Here is a 19,353-nt window from a genome sequence, read left to right as displayed (position 1 = left end):
GGATGGCGGGTCCAACCGAAAGAGGAACGCGGCAAGAACCTGTGCGGAAAGGATGAAAACAAACACCCCACCGCAGCATTCCGCCGTGATGGGGTTTGTCAGAAGAAGTGGGAAGCCCGAATTATGGAATAATGCGGGTATATTTCGTGCCTTCCACGGTCGCACCGATCTGAAGCCCAGCCTGTCCGAAGATGGCAGCCAGAACGGGCGTGCGCAGTGTCGTTGTGTCTGTCGACAGGGAATCGCCCTGATCGCTGACCACATAGCCAATATCCGCTCCGGCTGTCCAACCACTGGAGCGACGGAAGTCGTTCAGGGCGTCTTCGGTCATGAAAAACAGAACATGCGCATATTGCTGCGCACCGATCTGTAGCCCGGCCGTGCCCTTGACGGCCGAGTAAAAGTCAACTGTTGCACCGTTGATGCGCAGCGCGCCGCGACCGTAACCGCCACCGAACACGAAACCGGCTTCGGTAATCAGCGGCATGACCAGCATGCCGTTGGCCTTGTTCGCAATCTCAACCGTATTGGGATAGCGGCTGTACATCTCGGTCAGGGTGGCGTCGACACGGGCGTCGATTGTTGCTGCGTTGGAATTGCCGACACCGTTGCCGCAGGCGGCGGTCAAGCTCAGACCTGCCATGCCCAAGGCAAAGCCGCGACGATTCAGTCGGGGGGAGTTGGAACTGCTCATGGTTTTATATCTCTGTAACTGTGCCTGATATGCCGGGTGATCCCGGTCTTGGCGGCAAGGATACGCCGATCAGGGCGATGTGTCACGGGAAAGCTGCCCGATCGGGCAATCTTATCGGCGAAATATCGCGAAACTTGCGGGCTTTATCCCTGCAGGATGCGCGCAACCTGAGGAGAGAAATAGGTCAGAATTCCATCGCAACCGGCGCGTTTGAAGGCCAGAAGGCTTTCCAGCATCACCTTCTCGCCATCGATCCAGCCGTTCTGGGCTGCGGCCTGGATCATCGCGTATTCGCCCGATACCTGATAGGCATATGTCGGCGCACCGAAACTGTCTTTCACGCGGCGGCAGATATCCAGATAAGGCATGCCCGGCTTGATCATCACCATATCCGCGCCTTCGGTCAGATCGCGTTCGATCAGGCGCAAAGCCTCGTCCGAGTTTGCAGGGTCCATCTGGTATGTCTTCTTGTCGCCCGTCAGGGCCCCCGATGCGCCGACCGCGTCGCGGAAGGGTCCGTAAAACGCACTGGCATATTTTGCGGCATAGCTGAGGATCATCACGTTGTGATAGCCTGCACCTTCCAGCGCGCGACGCATTTCCCCGATCCGGCCATCCATCATGTCCGACGGGCCGATGATATCCGCACCGGCGTCGGCCTGTGCCAGCGTCATCTTTACCAGTGCCTCGACGGTCTGGTCGTTGACGATTTCGCCGTCAACGACATATCCGTCGTGACCGTTGATGTTATACGGGTCAAGCGCCACATCCGTCATTACGGCAATGTCCGGAGCCGCTGCCTTGATTGCCCGGATGGCCCGGTTTGACAGGTTGTCGGGGTTCCATGCCTCGGCGCAGTCTTCGGTTTTCAGTGCCGGGTCGGTGTAGGGAAAGATGCAAATCGCAGGAATCCCAAGGGCCTTGGCCTCGACCGCCGCTTTGGCAATCAGGTCAACCGATCTGCGAACCACACCAGGCATCGAGGGCACGGGCTCTTCAATGCCTTCGCCATCGCGTACGAAAACCGGCCAGATCAGGTCATCCGTTGTCAGAGTGTTCTCACGCACCAGCGCACGAATTGCCTGTGATTGACGGGCGCGGCGAAAGCGGGTCATGGGAAATGGGGCAATGGTCGGTTTCATGGCGCGTTCTCCTTGAACATTCGTGCATTGGGTGGCATGAATTCACAAAGGTCTCAAGGGTATCAATGGACGCGCGCCTAGATGGAACCCCCCTGAGTAGTGTGAATAAAGGGTTGGGTTTGGACTGGTACTCTTCGATCTTTGAACTCATCGACATGCGCAGCTTTTCGAATCTGTGGTTCTGGATCGTACTGGCGGTACTCTGGTCGTCGGCCAGCCACTGGGTGATGGGCATCCCATATGATCTGGTTGTCCGTGCCCGCCGGATCGGAGGTCAGGTCGAAACCGATCTGCTCGACATCGTTCGCATCCATACAAATCGGATTCTGCTGATTGTCGAGATGTCTGGCACCATCCTTTTGGCGTTTGGGTGTTTTCTGTTTACCGGGATGGCCACGCTTGGGTTCTATTATGACGTCGAATTCGCGCAGGCCCTGTTTTTACTTTTGTTCCCAATGACCTTGGTGCTTTTGATCAATATCGTGCATGCAAGGCGTCTTCGGCGGCAGGAATTGACGCTTGAAACTGTCTCAAAAACAATTTCCCGCTGCCGACTGTATACCCAGATCATTGGCATGATCTCGATACTGGTCACTTCGTTCTGGGGCATGTATCAGAACCTTTCGATTGGCGTTCTGGGATAGAAGATTCTGAAAGGCGAGGCGATGAAGGCTCCGAACCACGTGACAGTTGGCGGCGCCCCCGAAGGGTTTGACGCGCAGCTGGTGCTGAACGAGATTGCCCGCAGCAAGGGGCCGGTGGCCCATGTCGCACGCGATGACAAGCGGATGGAAGCGATGCGTTCCGCACTGGCGTTCTTTGCGCCTCAGATGCCTGTCTTTGTGTTTCCGGGCTGGGATTGCCTTCCTTATGATCGGGTCTCGCCCAATGCGGATATCTCGGCGGCGCGCGTCGCCACACTGGCGGCGCTGGTTCACCAGATGCCCCAACAGTATGTATTGCTGACCACGCTGAACGCCGCGACCCAACGCGTCCCGGCACGAGAGGTTTTGCGAGAGGCGGCGTTTACTGCCCGAGTTGGCCATCGCATAGATGAAACCGCTCTGCGAAACTTTCTGGTGCGTATGGGGTTCACACAAAGTCCAACGGTGATGGAACCCGGCGATTACGCCATCCGTGGCGGCATTATCGACATCTTCCCTCCGGGAGAGACGGGCCCGGTTCGGCTGGACCTGTTCGGTGACGTTCTGGACGGTGCGCGACGCTTTGATCCGGCGTCCCAGCGAACAACCGAAAAGCTGGACATCGTTGAACTTGCACCGGTGTCCGAAGTCATCCTGGACGAGGCCGCCATAACCCGGTTCCGTCAGAACTATCGCATCGAGTTTGGTGCCGCCGGTACAGATGACCCATTGTATGAGGCCGTAAGCGCGGGCCGCAAACATCAGGGGATCGAACATTGGCTGCCGTTCTTCCACGAAAAACTTGAGACGTTATTCGACTATTTGCCGGATGCGGTGATCACTGTCGATGATCAGGTGACGCCCGCGCGTCTGGCGCGTTGGGATACGATTGCCGATCAGTACGAAACCCGGCGACTGGCGCTGGAAAACCGATCCCGTATGGACACGGTCTATAAACCCACACCTCCGGGGTTGTTGTATCTTGACGATACCGCCTGGGAGGCGGCGGTCGCGGATCGTCGGGTTTTGCAGTTCAGCCCGCTGCCGCAAGCCTCTGGCCCCGGTGTCATAGACGCGGGCGGACGTATCGGACGCAACTTTGCACCGGAACGCCAGCAGGAAAGCATCAGCTTGTTCGGTGCTTTGGCCAGTCACATCACTGCAAAGCTCGACAAAGGACCGGTGCTGATCGCCTCATATTCCGATGGCGCGCGGGAACGCCTGACCGGCCTGATCGAAGACGAAGGGTTGGCCGAGGCGATACATGTGGCCAATGGCACCCGCATTGGAAAACGCGGCTTGCACCTTGCCGTCTGGGCGTTGGAGCATGGGTTCGAAACTCCTGATTTAGCGGTGATCGCTGAACAGGATGTGCTGGGCGACAGGCTGATCCGTCAGCCCAAAAAACGCCGCAAGGCCGAGAACTTTCTGACCGAAACCCAATCGCTCAGCCCCGGTGATCTGGTTGTACACGTGGATCACGGCATAGGTCGTTACATGGGCATGGAGGTCGTCACCGCAGCCGGTGCTGCCCATGAATGCCTGTTGCTGGAATATGCCGAGCGGGCAAAGCTGTACCTGCCGGTCGAAAACATAGAATTGCTGTCGAAATACGGACATGACGAAGGTCTGCTGGACCGTTTGGGCGGCGGCGCGTGGCAGGCAAAGAAGGCCAAGCTGAAAGAGCGCATCCGCGAGATGGCCGATAAGCTGATCCTCATCGCCGCTGAACGCGCGCTGCGCAAAGCCCCGGTCATGGATCCGCCGCCCCACGCGTGGGAGGAATTCAGCGCGCGATTCCCGTATCAGGAAACCGAAGACCAGTTGCGGGCGATCTCGGATGTAATGGAAGATATCCATTCCGGCGCACCAATGGATCGTCTGATCTGCGGTGACGTCGGCTTTGGCAAGACCGAGGTTGCCATGCGTGCCGCATTTGTCGCAGCCATGTCGGGCGTTCAGGTTGCGGTTGTAGCGCCCACCACCCTGCTGGCCCGCCAGCATGCCGCGAGTTTCAGGGAACGCTTTCGGGGGTTCCCGCTGGAGGTGCGGCAATTGTCACGCTTTGTTTCGGCGAAAGAAGCCCAAAAAACCCGTGACGGGCTGGCCCGCGGGACAGTGGACATCGTGATCGGAACGCACGCGCTTTTGGCCAAGAACATACGGTTCAACAATCTGGGGCTTCTGATCATTGACGAGGAACAGCATTTTGGCGTGGGTCATAAGGAACGGCTGAAACAGCTGCGCTCAGACATTCACGTGCTGACCCTGACCGCGACACCGATCCCGCGAACGCTGCAACTGTCGTTGACCGGCGTGCGCGACCTGTCGATTATCGGAACACCTCCAATCGACCGACTGGCAATCCGCACCTATGTCAGCGAGTTTGATGCAGTCACAATCCGAGAAGCGCTGCTGCGTGAACACTATCGTGGGGGGCAAAGTTTCTATGTTGTACCGCGCATCTCGGACCTGCCTGAGATCGAAGAATTTCTGAAAGATCAACTGCCTGAGCTCACTTACGTGGTTGCCCATGGCCAGATGGCAGCGGGTGAGCTCGATGATCGGATGAACGCGTTTTATGACGGCAAGTACGATGTGCTGCTGGCCACAACAATCGTCGAAAGCGGGTTGGACATCCCGACCGCAAACACGATGGTCGTGCACCGTGCGGACATGTTTGGCCTTGCCCAGCTCTATCAGATCCGGGGGCGCGTTGGGCGCTCGAAAACCCGTGCTTATGCTTACCTGACCACCAAACCGCGCCAGAAACTGACTGCTGCCGCCGAAAAACGCCTGCGTGTTCTGGGCTCGCTGGACACGTTGGGTGCCGGCTTTACTTTGGCCTCGCAGGATCTGGACATACGTGGTGCGGGCAACCTGTTGGGTGAAGAACAATCCGGCCAGATGCGCGATGTCGGCTATGAGCTTTACCAATCCATGCTGGAAGAGGCGATTGCCAAGATCAAAGCCGGCGAGATGGAGGGGCTGTCGGATGCAGACGATCAATGGGCCCCGCAGATCAATCTGGGTGTGCCGGTTCTGATCCCCGAGAACTATGTGCCAGATCTGGATGTGCGCCTGGGGCTCTATCGCCGCCTGTCATCGCTGTCGACAAAGGTCGAACTGGAAGGCTTTGCTGCGGAATTGATTGACCGTTTTGGCAAATTGCCGAAGGAGGTGAATACCTTGATGCTGGTTGTGCGGATCAAGGCCATGTGTAAACGCGCAGGGATCGCAAAGCTCGACGGCGGACCGAAAGGCGCGACCATCCAGTTTCACAATGACAAATTCGCTTCGCCGCAGGGACTGGTTGAGTTCATTCAAAATCAACGCGGTATGGCCAAGGTCAAAGACAACAAGATCGTCGTGCGCCGGGACTGGAAAAAAGACAGCGACAAGATTAAAGGGGCTTTTGCAATTGCCCGCGATCTTGCTGAAAAAGTGGTCGCCGCGCAGAAAAAGGTTAAAGCAGGTTGAGATGTGGGAGGGGGCTCTGCCCCCGCTGCGCGTTCCGCGCATCTCCCCCGGGATATTTACGGCCAGATGAAGAAGCGGATCCCTGCTTCATCTGGCTAAAAATATCCCCGCCGGAGGCATCGTGTGTCAGCACGATCAAGACATTTTAGCTACGCATTGCCGCCTGCGCACAGAAGCAGGACGCAGCTACCATTCGGTCGGCGCGGGCCAACGCCTGGTCGAGCCGCTGTTTGATCTGCAGGACTTCGACCTGTTCGCTGCGTGCCTTGAGGCAATCGTAAAGGCCCTTCAAACTCCATACGTTGTCAGGATGTATCGAGGCGCGACTTAGCGTGCCGCCCAAACCCAGATCTTCACGATAGACGTTTTCAGCTTCGGACAGCCGTCCTTGTTCGAAAAGAAGCGCCCCAAGCGCGTGGCGGGTCGGCTGCATCCATCCCCAGGGTTCGTCATAGGGCAAGGTATCGTCCAACTCGACCGAGCGGCGCAGATGGGCAAAAGCGATTTCAAAGTTGCCCTTGCGGTACTCGATCTCACCGCGCAGCATTTCCCGCGCAATTTCCAGCAGGTCAATCACACGGTTGTTGTGCAGCCTGCGTGTTTCCGGAACGCATTCCTTGGCAGCAAGGAACAGATTTTCTTCGGCCTCGGCATTGGCGATATCACCGGTTGCTGCATGAGCGATGGCGCGCGCGTAGTGCGTTGTGGCGGTCAGAGTGCGGAACAGGTCAGGATCTGAGGGCAGTTTCAGTGTCTTAGCCTCGTCCCAGCGGCCAAACCGGATCAGGATGTGAGGGCCCATGGACATGTAGCTTTCGAAGTAATCGGCCATCGGGGGACTTTCGACGCGCAGCAATTCTTCGGGCGTTGTATCCCACAATCCCTGATTTGCACGTAGGGCGGGTTCGATCTGTCCAAGAAAAAGCGCACCGTAGATGGCAAAGTGATAATTGTGCTGGCGATAGCCTGTGTAGATGTTGAACGCGCCTTCGCGCTCGTAATATTTCAGGTCGGCTTCCGAGGCTTTTTCGTTCCAGTGTACAACGTTGTGATAGTGTCCGCAAAGCACATCGATATGCGTCGGCATATGTACCAAGTGGCCTGCATCCGGAACCAATGTGCGCAGGACATCCCCTGCTTTCAGGGCTTTCTCTGGTGTTGGAGACATTTCCATCAGATGAACATAGAGGTGCAGCAGGCCTGGGTGAGACATCGCAGACGGATCGTTTGCCATGGCCCATTCAAGCGCATCCTGCGCTTCCTTCGTTGCCGCGCCCTGGGCGGGTTGGCCCGTTTTCAGATCCCACATCTGCCATGGTGTCAGGTTCAGCAGCGCTTCGACATAAATGGTACGCAAGTCGAGGTGGTCCGGGTGTGCCGCAAATGCCGTGCGCATCGCGTCGGCAAAACCGTGGTCCCATTGGTGCATGTCCTCCACCGGACTACGTTGCGGGTAACGCGCAGGTAGGGCCTGAATCAGGGCCTGTTCGACGGCAGTGCACCTTGCCAGCAGACCAAGGGCTTTCTGCATCGCGTCGTAAGACCGTGCCAACGCTTCTTCCCGACCTCTCTCATCCAGCAGGTCCCACGGGAGGTTGTAGTTTGGTCCGGCGGCATACGCGACACCCCAATAGGCCATCGCGCAATTCGGATCATGCTCGGCCGCGCGTTGAAAACAGACCAGCGCCTCTTCGTGATTGTAACCGTATGTCCAGTTTAGGCCACGGTCAAACCACAGCTGAGCTTCGGGACTGGATGTGGAAATCGCGCAGGAATAGCTGCCCAGATCGTAGTAATCGCACATCGCAGTTCCTCCCCTTAAGTTCTGGGTAGGATAGCGTGTTTCACCCGCGATTCACAGGTCAGGCTGGCAGCCGTTCTTCGATGCGACCCATGTGGATCATCAGGCCAAACGCCAGAACGCACATACTCAGGATGCCAATTGTCAAAGGCGCGATGGACCCGTTGAACAGAAGCCCGATCGGCGCGGCGATTGCCGCGGCCAGTACGGTTGAAATCGACCCGACAACCGACGCGGCCATGCCCGCGATGTGGCCCATGGGTTCCATGGCAATGGCATTCAGATTGCCGATGGTTACACCAGCCATGAAAAAGACCATCGTCTGCCAGAAGACAAACAGGGCAAATGACATCGCGGGCGAAAGGTTCGCCATGTTCAGGATGATGACGACAGACGTGATGGCTATCTGCGCGCCGAAGGCGAATGTGACCATCCGGCGCATCCCGACGCGCACCACCAAAGCTGCGTTCAAAAGGCTGGCCGAACCTGACATCAGGGCGACAAATCCGAACCAGAAGGGAAAGCTGTCGGCCCGATCATGGACCACATCATAGACCGGTTGCACCATAGTCAGCATGGTGAACAAGGTCCCCATGCACAAGGTTTGCACGAAGATAGACAAACGCACAGTGGGATGCGCAAACATTTCGTTCACAGCCGCAATCATCAGATGCAGACGGAAGGGGCGGCGGTCCTCGACAGCCAGAGATTCGGGAAGTCGTGTGCTCATCCACAACACGACGATCAGAGCAAACAGGATGAAGGACACGAAGATCCCGCGCCAACCGAAGAGAACGATAACACCAGCGCCCAGCATCGGAGCCGCTGCTGGTACCAACGTAAAGATCATCATGGCAATCGAGATGATGCGTGCCATTTCCCGGCCCGAATACAAGTCACGCGTGATGGCCATCGCCACGACACGTGGCCCGGCAGCGCCCAGACCCTGCACAACACGCGCAATCAGTACCAGTTCCAGCGAAGAACTGGCCCAGGCAACAGCCGAAGCCGCAATGTACAAAAGCGCTCCGCAAAACATCACTGGCTTGCGCCCCAGCGCATCCGATAGCGGGCCGGTAAAGAATGTACCGATACCCATTCCCAGAACGAAGGATGTCAAGATCAGTTGGGCGCGATTGACGTCATCGGGGCTAAGCTGCGCGCCGATTTCGGGCAGGGCAGGCAGCATTGAATCGATCGAAAACGCGATAGTGGCGAACATCATTGCGATCAGCGCAATGAATTCCGCCTTCGACATGCGGTTGGCCATGAAGCACTCCTAACCTGTTCGCGCTATCACGGTGAATCGGGTTAGACCAGACTGGAAATTCGCACAGACCTCTGTGCTATTCTGCAGGAGAAGCCTCAAGTTGAGACATGATCTCGGCGATCACTTTCTCCCACATTTCAGGTGGTTGAGCACCCGGAACGGCATGTTGGTTGGCAACTATGTAGGTCGGGACCGAACTGACGCCCATTTCGCGTGAGTGGGTGTCGCGGTTTCGAATATCCTCGCGGTCAGCGTCGGATTTCAGCAGCTTCATGACCACTGCGGCGTCCATTCCGGCGCTGTCTGCGATGTCAGCCAAAACTTCGGGGTCGCCGATATCGCGGGCCTGAACGAAGTAGGCATCGAACAGCGCATTGACGACAGCATTCTGTTTGCCTTCGATCCCGGCCCAATGGATCAGGCGATGTGCATCCAGAGTATTGGGTGTGCGTTTCATGCCTTCGAAGTCAATCTTCAGACCGGCGTTTTCAGCGTGTTCAACCACGGGCGCATAAGCACGTACGGCACCGTCCTTGCCACCGAACTTGCGTTCCAGATATTCGCGACGATCCATACCTGCGTCCGGCATATCAGGGTTCAACTGAAACGGATGCCATTCGATGACAAAAGGGTGCTCGGGCACATTGGCCAATGCTTTGTCCAGATGCGTTTTGCCGATATAGCACCACGGGCAGATCGGATCGGACAGGATGTCGAGCTTGACGGTCTGGGTCATGTGGCTGGTGCCTCGAAATAGGCCGGCAACGCCCGGCGCAGGAGTTTGCCATTGCCACCGGTGGGCAGCACAGGCAGGTGGATGAAGGCGCGCGGTTGTTTGTAACGTGCCAGATTGGCCTCGACATAGGCGCGCAGGGCCGCATCGTCCAGCTTTTCCGGGCCGGTATAGAAGGCTGCTATCACAAATGTGTCCGGTTTGACCTCGACCGCGGCCGCGCCGACCTGCGTGATACCGGGAAAACGGGACAGGGCGGCTTCTACCTCGACCGGAGACACGCGGTAGCCTCCGGCATTCATCATGTCGTCGTCCCGGCCCAGATAACAGATCTGGCCGTCCACAGCCATTGCCCCTTGATCTCCGGTCAGGAACCATTCGCCTTGCATCCGGGTTTCAACTTCATCCGGTGCATTGAGGTAGGTCAGCATCAATCCAGGGTCAGACCGATGAATGGCGATGGTGCCTTCTTGCCCCTGCAGCACCGGGCCGTCCGGGCCCAGAATGGCCACGCGACGACCCGGTTGCGGGTGCCCCAATGCGTCGCCGCGCGCAGGATGGGCCGGGCTGGAGGATATGAAGGTCGAGCATTCAGACATGCCATAGGCTTCGAACAACTCCGTACCGGTGGCGCTTAGCCATTTCTCGTGCAGTGCGCGCGACAGCTTTTCCCCCGCGCATAAACCGTGGCGAAGGTCAGGCAAGTTGATTTGCTCATACTCTTGCACCAATTTGCGAAAGACCCCCGGTGCCGCGGCAAAGATCGTTGCGCGATGCTGGCGGAGCAGAGCGGGCAGGGCGGAGATGTCCGTGCCCGGTTCCGGGATCAAGGCGGTTGCGCCGATGGTCCACGGGTCCATCAGACCGGTGCCAAGTGTATAGGTCCAGTTGAACGCTCCGGCGTGACACAGCCGATCGGACGCGCGCAGACCATACCAACCATCAACCATCATCTGCCGCGCCCAGATTGCCCGATGGGCGTGGGCCACGGCACGCGGACTGCCCGAGGTTCCCGAGGTGTAGACGACATATGCCATGCGCTCGGGGTCGCCCAGGTCATAGCTGGCGGGTGGAATTTCGCGCATGGCCTTTAATGCATCCAACTCGATCTGTCTGGGATGAGGCGCGCATGAGACAGCGGGATCACGAAGAACCGCAGCCGGGGACAGATCGTCGATCATTCTGGCGGTTTCGGGTTCCGTCAGTTGCGACGAAGTCGGCACCGGAATGATACCCACTGAAATCGCGCCCAGATAGGCAATCGGGAAATCCACCGTATTGCCGAGCCGCATCAGAACGGTATCGCCGGGTGTCAGACCTGATTGCAGCAACCCCGCGCCTGTGCCCAACACGGCAGATTGCAGGTCGCGATAGGTCCAGTCCTGCGCGCCGTGGGGCATTAGTACCGACAACGCCACTTTGTCAGGGACCTGATCGGCACGGCCAAGGACATGCGCCGCCAGATTGAACGGTGCGGGGCAGGGCGCGGGCGCCCCCTGATCGAAGACAGATAACATGGCCATTGGCTAACGCGGTGTCTGGCGCGTTGCAAGCGCGGCTGGCCAAGCCTATAGAGAATGGCATGAGCACCCAAGATCCCAAATCCCTGATCCGAATTGCCCGCGATTCCGGCGATCACACCGAAGTTGAACCGCTGGACCTTGGCGCGCGCGTGCGCGAATTGCGAAAAGCGCGGAAATGGACGCTGGAGCAGGCCGCCAGTCAGGCCGGTTTGGCCCGTTCGACGCTCAGCAAGATCGAGAACGGGCAGATGTCACCTACCTATGACGCGCTCAAAAAGCTTGCGGTTGGGTTGGAAATCTCGGTGCCTCAGCTTTTCACACCGCCGCAGCGGGACCAGGTCATCGGACGGATGGCGATTACCCGGATGGGCGAAGGGGCGGCCCACGCGACAACGACCTACGAGCATGAGTTGCTGGCCGAAACCCTGACCAAGAAGCACATGCTGCCCTACCGTGCGCGGGTTCGGGCGCGATCCATGGACGAATTCGACGGCTGGGTGCGCCACGATGGCGAAGAGTTCATGTATGTTCTGACCGGTGTTGTCCGGCTTTATACCGAATTCTATGAGCCGGTTGAAATGCGCAGGGGTGACAGCGCCTATTACGATGGCAGCATGGGCCACAACGTGATCTCCGTCAGCGACGAAGACGCGACAATCCTTTGGGTCACATCACTTGCTTAGCGACGCGCGGCAGAATTCTCTGTTCAGACCTTCGGTGAACAGGAAATCTTCGACCTCTTCATGAGCTTCGTTCATGGTCAACTGGTGACGCTCTGCCAGATAGGCTTCGAACCCTTTACGGTCTTTTGATACGCGCATCATGTCCTGGTCACGCAAATTCGGAAAACGCCGCTTTGCACGTGCGTAGGCCGCATTCCAGTCTTGTGTCAGATCCGTCCAGTTCATCATGTATGAGCTTTCCTTATGTAGCGATTAGGACTGCTCTCCCCCTCTTTAGGGTACGTAATGGGTGCCGTAAGGGAAGACATGACAAAATGTCGCAGCATGTCTCGGCATTCCTTTTACAAGATTGTGCCTCTGCAATACCTGCGGCAACAGGGCGGCAGGCTCGAAACTGTTGAAAGTACCTGCGGATCAGGAGACCTGTTTGGTGCGGAACCGGGTATTCCCGGCGCGCAGGTTGCAAAGGCGACCTCCATCTTTGGGCAATGTCTAACTACCGCAATTCAATGCAGCTTTTGACGTTGACCGAAGCAGGCTGAAGGAGGGTCTCATGGGATCGACCGGCATCCGATATGGCCTGCATGTGAGGCTGCGACCTGCTGTCGCCAAACGTAGACCTGAGTGTGATGGCCATGTGCTGAATTCCGCCGACAGGCGTAGTTTTCCGGGGCCAATCGTGCAGGGAGCGTAAAGGAATCGCGTATTTCAAGGGGTCCGCCAACACCCCGCGGTGAACAGCCGGTGTCGTGTAAAGCCCGGCTGTCCTGATGTTCAAGTGATTACCCGGCGTCGTACCACCACACTTCCGGCATGTATTGTGGTCCGTCGCCATAGATTGGCACAGTCTCAGGGAACTTGAGCTCGCGGATGTGGGCAATCCGCCCGACATCAAAACTCCAGATCGGGATGACATAGCGACCAGCCGTCAGAACCCGGTCAAGTGCGCGGGTTGCAGCAGTGAAATCTTCACGTGTTTCCGAGACAAGCATGGCGTCAATCATCGCATCAACAGCGGGCGAGGCCACGCCCATCAGGTTGCGTGTACCGGGTGTGTCCGCGTTCTCGCTTCCCCAATACAAACGCTGTTCGTTGCCGGGAGACAGTGAAAGAGCACGCCGGAAGGGCGTAACATCAAAATCCAGTTCCCCGGTGCGCCCGACATACTGCGCGTTGTCGACCTGCTCCGTCGTAACCTGAATGCCAAGCCGTTCCAGAGCGCGGGAATAAATCTCGACCACCGACGCCATCTCGCTATCCCCCTGCTGTAGCAAGACCGTCATTTTGAACGGGTCACCATTCGTGTTGCGCAAAACCCCGTCCTGAACGGTCCAGCCCGATTCGGTCAGCAGTTTGGTGGCTTTGCGGATGTTTGCGCGGTTGCGGGCTGAACCGTCGCCCTTCGGCAGTTCATACCCTTCCAGCGTGCCGGGGATCAGATCCGAGGCAAAGGGTTCCAGCAGGGCTTTTACCTGCCCTTGGGCCGGTCCGGGCTGCATGGCCAGGTCTGAGCCCGAGAAGTAGGACGTGATCCTTGGCTGCGTCCCACCAGTGATCGTGTCGTTGATGAATTCGAAATTGAAGGCCAGCGTCAGGGCCTCGCGAACGCGCCAGTCGTTAAACGGGGCTTTGCGGGTGTTCATCACGAACCCGGTCATGCCTGACGGTTTGCCATGCGGTATCTCGGTCTTGATGACATCACCGCGCTGAACGGCGGGGAAGCTGTATTGCGTGTCCCATTTGTCGCCGTTGAACTCACGCACCGCTGATAGTTCACCGGCTTTGAAGGCTTCGAACAGGACGCTGCCGTCGCCGTAGAACTCGATCCGCATTTCGTCCAGATTCATGGTGCCGCGGCGGAACGGGATATCCTGCCCCCAATATTCGGGGTTGCGACGAAGGTTCACATAGCGCCCCGCCTCGTAGCTATCGATCACATAGGGGCCGGTGCCGATTGGGACATCTTGCAAGGCGGCGTCGGCAAAATCCTTGTCCTGCCACTGCGCCTTTTGCAGGATCGGACGCATCCCTGCGAGCAGGGCAAGTTCGCGATCAGGCACGTTGAAAGTAATCCGAACCGAACGCGGGCCGGTCTGTTCGATCCTGTCGACTTTGTCCCAAAAACCGCGATAGCGCAGATGCCCCTGAGTGCCGAGCGTCTCATATGACCAAATCACGTCGTCAATCGTGACCGGGCTGCCGTCAGAAAACCGGGCCTCTTCCCGCAGGGTAAATTCAACCCACGACCGGTCCGGCGCCGTCTCAACTGATTCGGCTAACAGCCCGTAAAGTGTGAAAGGTTCGTCCCAGGATCGCCCCATCAGACTTTCATGGGTCCAAAATGGCAATTGCCAGGGCGAGGTGCCTTTTTGCAAAAACGGGTTCAGGCTGTTATAGCCGCCGGTATTTCCGAAAACGACTTTGCCTCCTTTGGGGGCATCGGGGTTGGCATAGGGTAGGGACACAAAATCCGGTGGTAGGGCCGGGTCCCCATACATAGCTATGCCATGTGACGATTCTGCATGGGCGACAGAGATCATGAAAATGCTTGCGATTCCCGCCGCAAGTGGTCGAAACGGTCGGAGAAAATCCGGGCTCATTTTGGAAACAATCCTGCTCTGGCCTTATTTTGTTGGGATTCACCGTAGTGATGATTTTTCATATTATCAAACTTTTAGCTTGGACGAAGGCGTGGAATTGCTTATAAAGGATGCACTGCTCGATAGGTTTCTTGCCTGTATGAAACCTGCCTCAATAACTTAACGCCCGCTTCGTGCGGGCGTTTTTTTTGGCTGCTTGAGAAGTGTCAGGCTGGGATTTCAGGCAGTTGTGTTTCCCCGTTTTCTTTGCAGGTGCAGCATGGCATTGTGCACCAAATCATCGCTTCAGGGAGAACGGTCATGAGCCTTTCCGGCAAAACAGCAATCATCACGGGGTCTAATTCTGGCATCGGTCTGGGGGTCGCGCGCGAGCTGGCGAAGGCCGGAGCAGATGTTGTCCTGAATTCCTTTACGGACCGAGACGAAGATCACGCGCTGGCCGCTGAGATTGCCAAAGAGACCGGAACCAAAGCGCGTTACATCAAGGCGGACATGTCAAAAGGCGAAGAGTGCCGGGCGCTGATTAAGCAGGCCGGAGCTTGCGACATACTTGTGAACAACGCGGGCATTCAGTTTGTGTCCCCGATCGATCAGTTTCCGGCGGAAAAATGGGATGCGATTATTGCGATCAACATGAACTCGGTCTTTCACACGACCGCTGCCGCACTGCCGATGATGCGCAAGGCGGGTTGGGGTCGTATCGTGAATATCGCCTCGGCCCACGGCCTGACGGCGTCGCCATTCAAGGCAGCCTATGTTGCCGCCAAGCACGGGGTGGTGGGGATGACCAAGACCGTTGCGTTGGAAACCGCGCAAGAACCTATCACCTGCAACGCCATTTGCCCGGGCTATGTGCTGACACCCCTGGTTGAGGCCCAAATCCCGAACACGATGAAAGAATACAATATGAGCCGCGAGGAGGTTGTAAAAAACGTGCTTCTGGAACGGCAACCTTCCAAGGAATTCGCCACGGTTGAGCAACTGGGCGGGACAACCATTTTCCTGTGCTCGGACGCAGCGGCGCAGATCACGGGAACCACGATTTCTGTCGATGGCGGCTGGACCGCCTTGTGATTGGCCTTGGGGGCGCTGCCCCCAAACCCCCGGAGTATTTCTGAAAAGATGAAGGGTGAAGGCGGTGGTACGGATCAATCTGGCTTTGCAGGGCGGCGGTGCGCATGGGGCGTTCACCTGGGGTGTGCTTGACCGACTGCTGGATGAGGAAGACATCGAGGTTGCCGCGATCACCGGTACATCCGCCGGTGCGTTGAACGGTGCGGCGTTCAAATCGGGGATGGTTCATTCAGGACGTGAGGGTGCGCGTGCGCAGCTGGACGGGCTTTGGAGGCGTATGGGTGCGATTGGAGACATGCGTATAGCCAATTGGTTTCGCGGGTTGGAACCGGCCGCAATCGCGCAGGCGATGGAATATTCGGTGCCGTTTTCAATCGGTGATGCCTGGTCGCGGATGGTGTCGCCTTATGCCTATGGTCCATTCTACAGCAATCCGCTGGAGCCGGTGGTGGACAGGTTCAATTTTGCGGAAGTATGCGCCGATGCGGGACCCCGCCTGTTTGTGTGCGCCACCTGCGTGAGAAGTGGGAAAATCCGCGTCTTTACTGGCGAGGAGGTCTCGACAGATGCCATTCTGGCTTCAGCTTGCCTGCCGACCCTGTTCAAGGCAGTCGAGATATTTGATCCAAATACTAACCGGGTCGAAGCCTACTGGGATGGCGGTTATACTGGTAATCCGGCGCTCTATCCGCTGTTCAACAATGACCTGCCGGATGACGTAGTGATCGTGAATATCAACCCGTTGGAGCGCGACGCGGTACCGGTCACACCGCAGCAGATCCAGAACCGGATCAACGAGATCAGCTTCAATTCCTCCCTGTTTCGCGAATTGCGGGCAATCAGCTTTGTTCAGCGGCTTCTGAAAGAGGGCAAGCTGAAGGCCGGGGACATGAGCCGCGTTCTGGTGCATATGATTGCGGATAACGAGTTGATGAGCAGCCTGTCTGTTGCCACCAAAACCGTGCCCAACCCGGTTATTTTGCACAAGCTGAAACAGGCGGGGCGGGCGGCAGCGGATCGTTTTCTGGCCAAGCACAAGAGTGATCTGGGCCAGACCAGTACAGTCGATCTGCCGACCATGTTCGGTTAATCACTCGGGTGGTTGCGTAGGGTCTTTTTCGTTAGGATAAACGAGCCCGGCCGAGATCACCAGTTTCGCGGCATCCTCAATTGTCATGTCCAGCAAAATTACGTCTTCCGCCGGGAAAAACAGCAAAAAGCCCGAGGTCGGGTTGGGGGTGGTCGGAACAAAGACGCTTAGCAGCTCTCCTCCGGTCTCTGCGCGTTTGCTGATTTCGCCCCTGGCGGTTGTCGAGACGAACCCAATGGCCCAGATCCCGCGGCGGGGGTACTGGATCAGGCAAGCCTTTTCAAAAGAGCGTTCGGTTTGGGCAAATACGGTTTCCGAGATTTGTTTGATCCCGGAATAGATCGAGCGGACGACCGGCATCCGATCTACCACGCTTTCGGCGAACAGGATCAGGGACCGGCCCAGAATGCCTTTGGCGATCCACCCTACAATCACGGTAAAGATCAGGAAGATCACGACGCCCACACCGCGCAGGTTGATACCAACGTATTGTTCCGGTTGGAACTGATGAGGCACCAGTGGCAAAACGGCACTGTCGATCCAGCCGACTACCGACCAGATCAGCCAAACCGTCAGCCAGACCGGTGCAATGACAACGAGGCCGGTCAGGAAAGATGCGCGCAGCCGTGCCAGCATGCCAGGGCGGCGATGATGCGGTTCTTCGTCGAACGGTGTATTCATCTTGGTTCCGAGTGGTTATCGGGATTTAGGTAGTCAATCGGTATCCATGGCACAATAGGCTTGCGTTATCCCTGTTCTGCCAGTGCCCGTGCAATCGCCGCCGCAAGGCGCGCATTGTTGCGCACGAGGGCAATGTTGGCGGTCAGCGAACGTCCTTCGGTCTTTTCAAAGATACGTTGCAGCAGATAGGGCGTTACATCTTTTCCGGTGATCCGATGCGCATCTGCATCAGCCTGTGCCTCGGCGATGATGGGGGCCAGTATTTCGGCAGGGATCTGATCCGAGATCGGGATCGGGTTGGCCACCAGCTGCCCGCCGGGCAGGCCCAACGCGCGACGGGTTGCATGGGCCTTGGCGATAGCCTCAGGAGTGTCCATGCGCAGGGGGGCGGCATAGGGTGATTTTGCAGACCAGAAGGCAGGAAACGCATCCTGGCCATGGGCGATGACGGGCACACCCAGAGTTTCCAAAACCTCAAGAGTTTTGGCCAGATCAAGGATGGCCTTGGCCCCGGCAGCGACGACAGTGACTGGAGTATGGCCAAGTTCGTGCAGATCAGCCGAGATGTCGAACGTGGTTTCGGCGCCTTGATGCACGCCACCGATGCCGCCGGTGGCAAATACCTCGATCCCGGCATAATGCGCGGCGATCATGGTGGCGGCGACGGTTGTGGCTCCGGTACCACCGGTCGAGATGCAGGCCGCCATATCTGCGCGCGAGATTTTGGCAACGCCTTGCGCCTGACCCAGCCATTGCAACTGGTCAGGCTCGAGCCCCACGTGCAATTTGCCTTCAATCACCGCCATGGTCGCCGGAACCGCCCCCGCATCGCGGATGTCCTGTTCGACCTGCGCCGCAACTTCGACGTTTTGCGGGTAGGGCATGCCATGGGTGATGATGGTGCTTTCCAGCGCAACGATGGGATGACCCGCGTCCTTGGCAGCTCGGACCTCGGCTGAATATTGAATGTCGATCACAGTGGGGTTTCTCCGGAAACGTAGGTTGCTGCGGCATGTAGAGCGCGGGTCAGAGCCTCATCACTCGATGCGCCGCCGGATTCTGAGGCGATATGAGCCGCCATGAAGGTATCCCCGGCGCCGGTCACACGGGTGACCAGAACGGAGGGGGGTGTTTGGGTCAGAATTTCGTCCGAACTGCCGACCGTGGCCGAGCTGCCGCCATCGGTGACCAGCACGCGCAGTGCGCCACGATCCAGAAGGCCCTTTGCGGCAGATTCAGAATCGGTGAATTCACGCTGGCACAATATTCCTGCTTCTTCGAGGTTCACATAAAGCGTGGCGCGGGCATGTTTCAGGAAGGGCAACAGGCGCTCGGCCTTACCGGGCGAGGCCGGGGCAACACGCAGATCGGCACGGGCAAATGCAGGGCTTTGGGCGATTTCTTCCAGCAGGTTCAGGGTCAGGTTGCCGTCAAGCGCAATGGGCCCCTCAAAGGGCGTGTTTTCATAGCCAAGCGGGCCGTGCATCAGCGGACGCAGAATCTTAGCGCCAGCGGCTTCCAGCGAATGCGCGTCGGCAATGGCCGCGATCAACCCGTTGGCACCTTCGACGGCCATATATCGGTCGGTTGGCAAGTCCTGCGAGCGATAGATGTGATCCGTGATCATACCAAGGCGGGAACAGGCATGAATCAACTCGTCGCCTTCGGGGTCGCGGCCAATGGCGGTCAGCAGGGTTGGCGTCATACCAAAACGCACCAGCGTCATGGCTATGTTCATCGCAACACCACCCGGCAGGCGGGTAATCCGGCCAGGCACGTCCGAGCCTTGCCGCATGGCACTGGCCGATCGCCCGATCACGTCCCACAGGACCGAACCGATACACAGGATATTACTGTTCTGAGTCATAAAGGACGTCATGCCGCAGCGGTGATGCCCATGCAAGTCAGAACGTTACCGCAATCAGAGATTTACGGTGC

At 57.8% G+C, this 19,353-nt stretch carries 16 protein-coding genes; 5 read left to right on the top strand and 11 right to left on the bottom strand.

All coding sequences use genetic code 11. From position 1 onward, the window contains the following. Positions 1-121 precede the first annotated feature (121 nt). On the bottom strand, positions 122-694 hold the full coding sequence (locus ACR3E2_RS05665; protein ID WP_480480703.1) for a lipid-binding SYLF domain-containing protein: 573 nt from the start codon (positions 692-694) through the stop codon (positions 122-124). Between the two features lie 143 nt (positions 695-837). Beyond that, positions 838-1,836: a porphobilinogen synthase gene (gene hemB / locus ACR3E2_RS05660; RefSeq protein WP_480480705.1), complete on the bottom strand. Its 999-nt coding sequence runs from the start codon at positions 1,834-1,836 to the stop codon at positions 838-840. A gap of 119 nt (positions 1,837-1,955) precedes the next feature. Here hemB and ACR3E2_RS05655 point away from each other — a divergent pair, with 119 nt between their 5' ends. Then, positions 1,956-2,480: a component of SufBCD complex gene (locus tag ACR3E2_RS05655; protein WP_480481661.1), complete on the top strand. Its 525-nt coding sequence runs from the start codon at positions 1,956-1,958 to the stop codon at positions 2,478-2,480. A 21-nt stretch (positions 2,481-2,501) separates the two neighbouring features. After that, the gene (mfd, locus tag ACR3E2_RS05650) at positions 2,502-5,960 is read left to right on the top strand and encodes a transcription-repair coupling factor (RefSeq protein ID WP_480480707.1); all 3,459 of its coding nucleotides are present in this window, start codon (positions 2,502-2,504) and stop codon (positions 5,958-5,960) included. 145 nt (positions 5,961-6,105) lie between these two features. Here the strand turns inward: mfd and ACR3E2_RS05645 are convergent, their stop codons facing one another. The 4 genes from ACR3E2_RS05645 to ACR3E2_RS05630 form a co-directional block, all read right to left on the bottom strand. Then, positions 6,106-7,764: a hypothetical protein gene (locus ACR3E2_RS05645; RefSeq protein ID WP_480480709.1), complete on the bottom strand. Its 1,659-nt coding sequence runs from the start codon at positions 7,762-7,764 to the stop codon at positions 6,106-6,108. A gap of 58 nt (positions 7,765-7,822) precedes the next feature. Beyond that, on the bottom strand, positions 7,823-9,031 hold the full coding sequence (locus tag ACR3E2_RS05640; RefSeq protein WP_480480711.1) for a multidrug effflux MFS transporter: 1,209 nt from the start codon (positions 9,029-9,031) through the stop codon (positions 7,823-7,825). A gap of 76 nt (positions 9,032-9,107) precedes the next feature. Beyond that, positions 9,108-9,767, bottom strand: a complete 660-nt coding sequence (locus ACR3E2_RS05635; protein ID WP_480480713.1) for a DsbA family oxidoreductase — start codon at positions 9,765-9,767, stop codon at positions 9,108-9,110. Then, a complete protein-coding gene (locus tag ACR3E2_RS05630) occupies positions 9,764-11,281 on the bottom strand; it encodes a class I adenylate-forming enzyme family protein (protein WP_480480715.1) in 1,518 nt (505 codons plus the stop codon). The genes ACR3E2_RS05635 and ACR3E2_RS05630 overlap by 4 nt, the downstream gene beginning before the upstream one ends. 65 nt (positions 11,282-11,346) lie before the next feature. On the opposite strand from ACR3E2_RS05630, the gene ACR3E2_RS05625 reads away from it, so the two are divergent. After that, positions 11,347-11,970 (top strand): helix-turn-helix domain-containing protein, encoded by a 624-nt coding sequence (locus ACR3E2_RS05625; protein WP_209503779.1) that lies wholly within the window; start codon positions 11,347-11,349, stop codon positions 11,968-11,970. On the opposite strand, the gene ACR3E2_RS05620 is transcribed toward ACR3E2_RS05625, so the two are convergent. Beyond that, on the bottom strand, positions 11,959-12,198 hold the full coding sequence (locus ACR3E2_RS05620; RefSeq protein ID WP_209503780.1) for a hypothetical protein: 240 nt from the start codon (positions 12,196-12,198) through the stop codon (positions 11,959-11,961). The two genes, ACR3E2_RS05625 and ACR3E2_RS05620, sit on opposite strands and share 12 nt — an antisense overlap. 554 nt (positions 12,199-12,752) lie before the next feature. Continuing rightward, the gene (locus tag ACR3E2_RS05615; RefSeq protein ID WP_480480717.1) at positions 12,753-14,570 is read right to left on the bottom strand and encodes an extracellular solute-binding protein; all 1,818 of its coding nucleotides are present in this window, start codon (positions 14,568-14,570) and stop codon (positions 12,753-12,755) included. 300 nt (positions 14,571-14,870) lie between these two features. On the opposite strand from ACR3E2_RS05615, the gene ACR3E2_RS05610 reads away from it, so the two are divergent. Together ACR3E2_RS05610 and ACR3E2_RS05605 are read left to right on the top strand one after the other, a co-directional pair. Next, positions 14,871-15,644, top strand: coding sequence for a 3-hydroxybutyrate dehydrogenase (locus ACR3E2_RS05610; protein WP_480480719.1), 774 nt, complete (start codon positions 14,871-14,873; stop codon positions 15,642-15,644). A 64-nt stretch (positions 15,645-15,708) separates the two neighbouring features. Further along, the gene (locus ACR3E2_RS05605; protein ID WP_480481663.1) at positions 15,709-16,734 is read left to right on the top strand and encodes a patatin-like phospholipase family protein; all 1,026 of its coding nucleotides are present in this window, start codon (positions 15,709-15,711) and stop codon (positions 16,732-16,734) included. Here ACR3E2_RS05605 and ACR3E2_RS05600 read toward each other — a convergent pair whose 3' ends face one another. The 3 genes from ACR3E2_RS05600 to ACR3E2_RS05590 form a co-directional block, all read right to left on the bottom strand. Further along, a complete protein-coding gene (locus ACR3E2_RS05600; RefSeq protein WP_267365243.1) occupies positions 16,735-17,415 on the bottom strand; it encodes a DUF502 domain-containing protein in 681 nt (226 codons plus the stop codon). Between the two features lie 65 nt (positions 17,416-17,480). After that, entirely contained in the window at positions 17,481-18,392 is a 912-nt protein-coding gene (locus ACR3E2_RS05595; protein WP_480480721.1) for a pseudouridine-5'-phosphate glycosidase, read from the bottom strand. Continuing rightward, complete coding sequence (locus ACR3E2_RS05590) at positions 18,389-19,282, bottom strand: PfkB family carbohydrate kinase (protein ID WP_480480723.1); 894 nt, start codon at positions 19,280-19,282, stop codon at positions 18,389-18,391. Before ACR3E2_RS05590 ends, ACR3E2_RS05595 begins: the two co-directional genes overlap by 4 nt. Positions 19,283-19,353: the final 71 nt, after the last annotated feature.

The sequence above is a fragment of the Ruegeria sp. AL7 genome (genome assembly GCF_056536105.1).
The sequence above is the reverse complement of the archived record's forward strand: the minus strand, read 5'-3'. Positions and strand labels throughout refer to the sequence as shown.

Excerpts from the sequence above, each read along its gene's own strand:
- ACR3E2_RS05645 (WP_480480709.1), bottom strand. The coding sequence starts at position 7,764 with ATGTGCGATTACTACGATCTGGGCAGCTATTCCTGCGCGATTTCCACA.
- hemB (WP_480480705.1), bottom strand. The coding sequence starts at position 1,836 with ATGAAACCGACCATTGCCCCATTTCCCATGACCCGCTTTCGCCGCGCC.
- ACR3E2_RS05625 (WP_209503779.1), top strand. The coding sequence starts at position 11,347 with ATGAGCACCCAAGATCCCAAATCCCTGATCCGAATTGCCCGCGATTCC.
- ACR3E2_RS05630 (WP_480480715.1), bottom strand. The coding sequence starts at position 11,281 with ATGTTATCTGTCTTCGATCAGGGGGCGCCCGCGCCCTGCCCCGCACCG.
- ACR3E2_RS05610 (WP_480480719.1), top strand. The coding sequence starts at position 14,871 with ATGAGCCTTTCCGGCAAAACAGCAATCATCACGGGGTCTAATTCTGGC.
- ACR3E2_RS05615 (WP_480480717.1), bottom strand. The coding sequence starts at position 14,570 with ATGAGCCCGGATTTTCTCCGACCGTTTCGACCACTTGCGGCGGGAATC.
- ACR3E2_RS05640 (WP_480480711.1), bottom strand. The coding sequence starts at position 9,031 with ATGGCCAACCGCATGTCGAAGGCGGAATTCATTGCGCTGATCGCAATG.
- ACR3E2_RS05665 (WP_480480703.1), bottom strand. The coding sequence starts at position 694 with ATGAGCAGTTCCAACTCCCCCCGACTGAATCGTCGCGGCTTTGCCTTG.
- mfd (WP_480480707.1), top strand. The coding sequence starts at position 2,502 with ATGAAGGCTCCGAACCACGTGACAGTTGGCGGCGCCCCCGAAGGGTTT.
- ACR3E2_RS05635 (WP_480480713.1), bottom strand. The coding sequence starts at position 9,767 with ATGACCCAGACCGTCAAGCTCGACATCCTGTCCGATCCGATCTGCCCG.
- ACR3E2_RS05620 (WP_209503780.1), bottom strand. The coding sequence starts at position 12,198 with ATGATGAACTGGACGGATCTGACACAAGACTGGAATGCGGCCTACGCA.
- ACR3E2_RS05600 (WP_267365243.1), bottom strand. The coding sequence starts at position 17,415 with ATGAATACACCGTTCGACGAAGAACCGCATCATCGCCGCCCTGGCATG.
- ACR3E2_RS05590 (WP_480480723.1), bottom strand. The coding sequence starts at position 19,282 with ATGACTCAGAACAGTAATATCCTGTGTATCGGTTCGGTCCTGTGGGAC.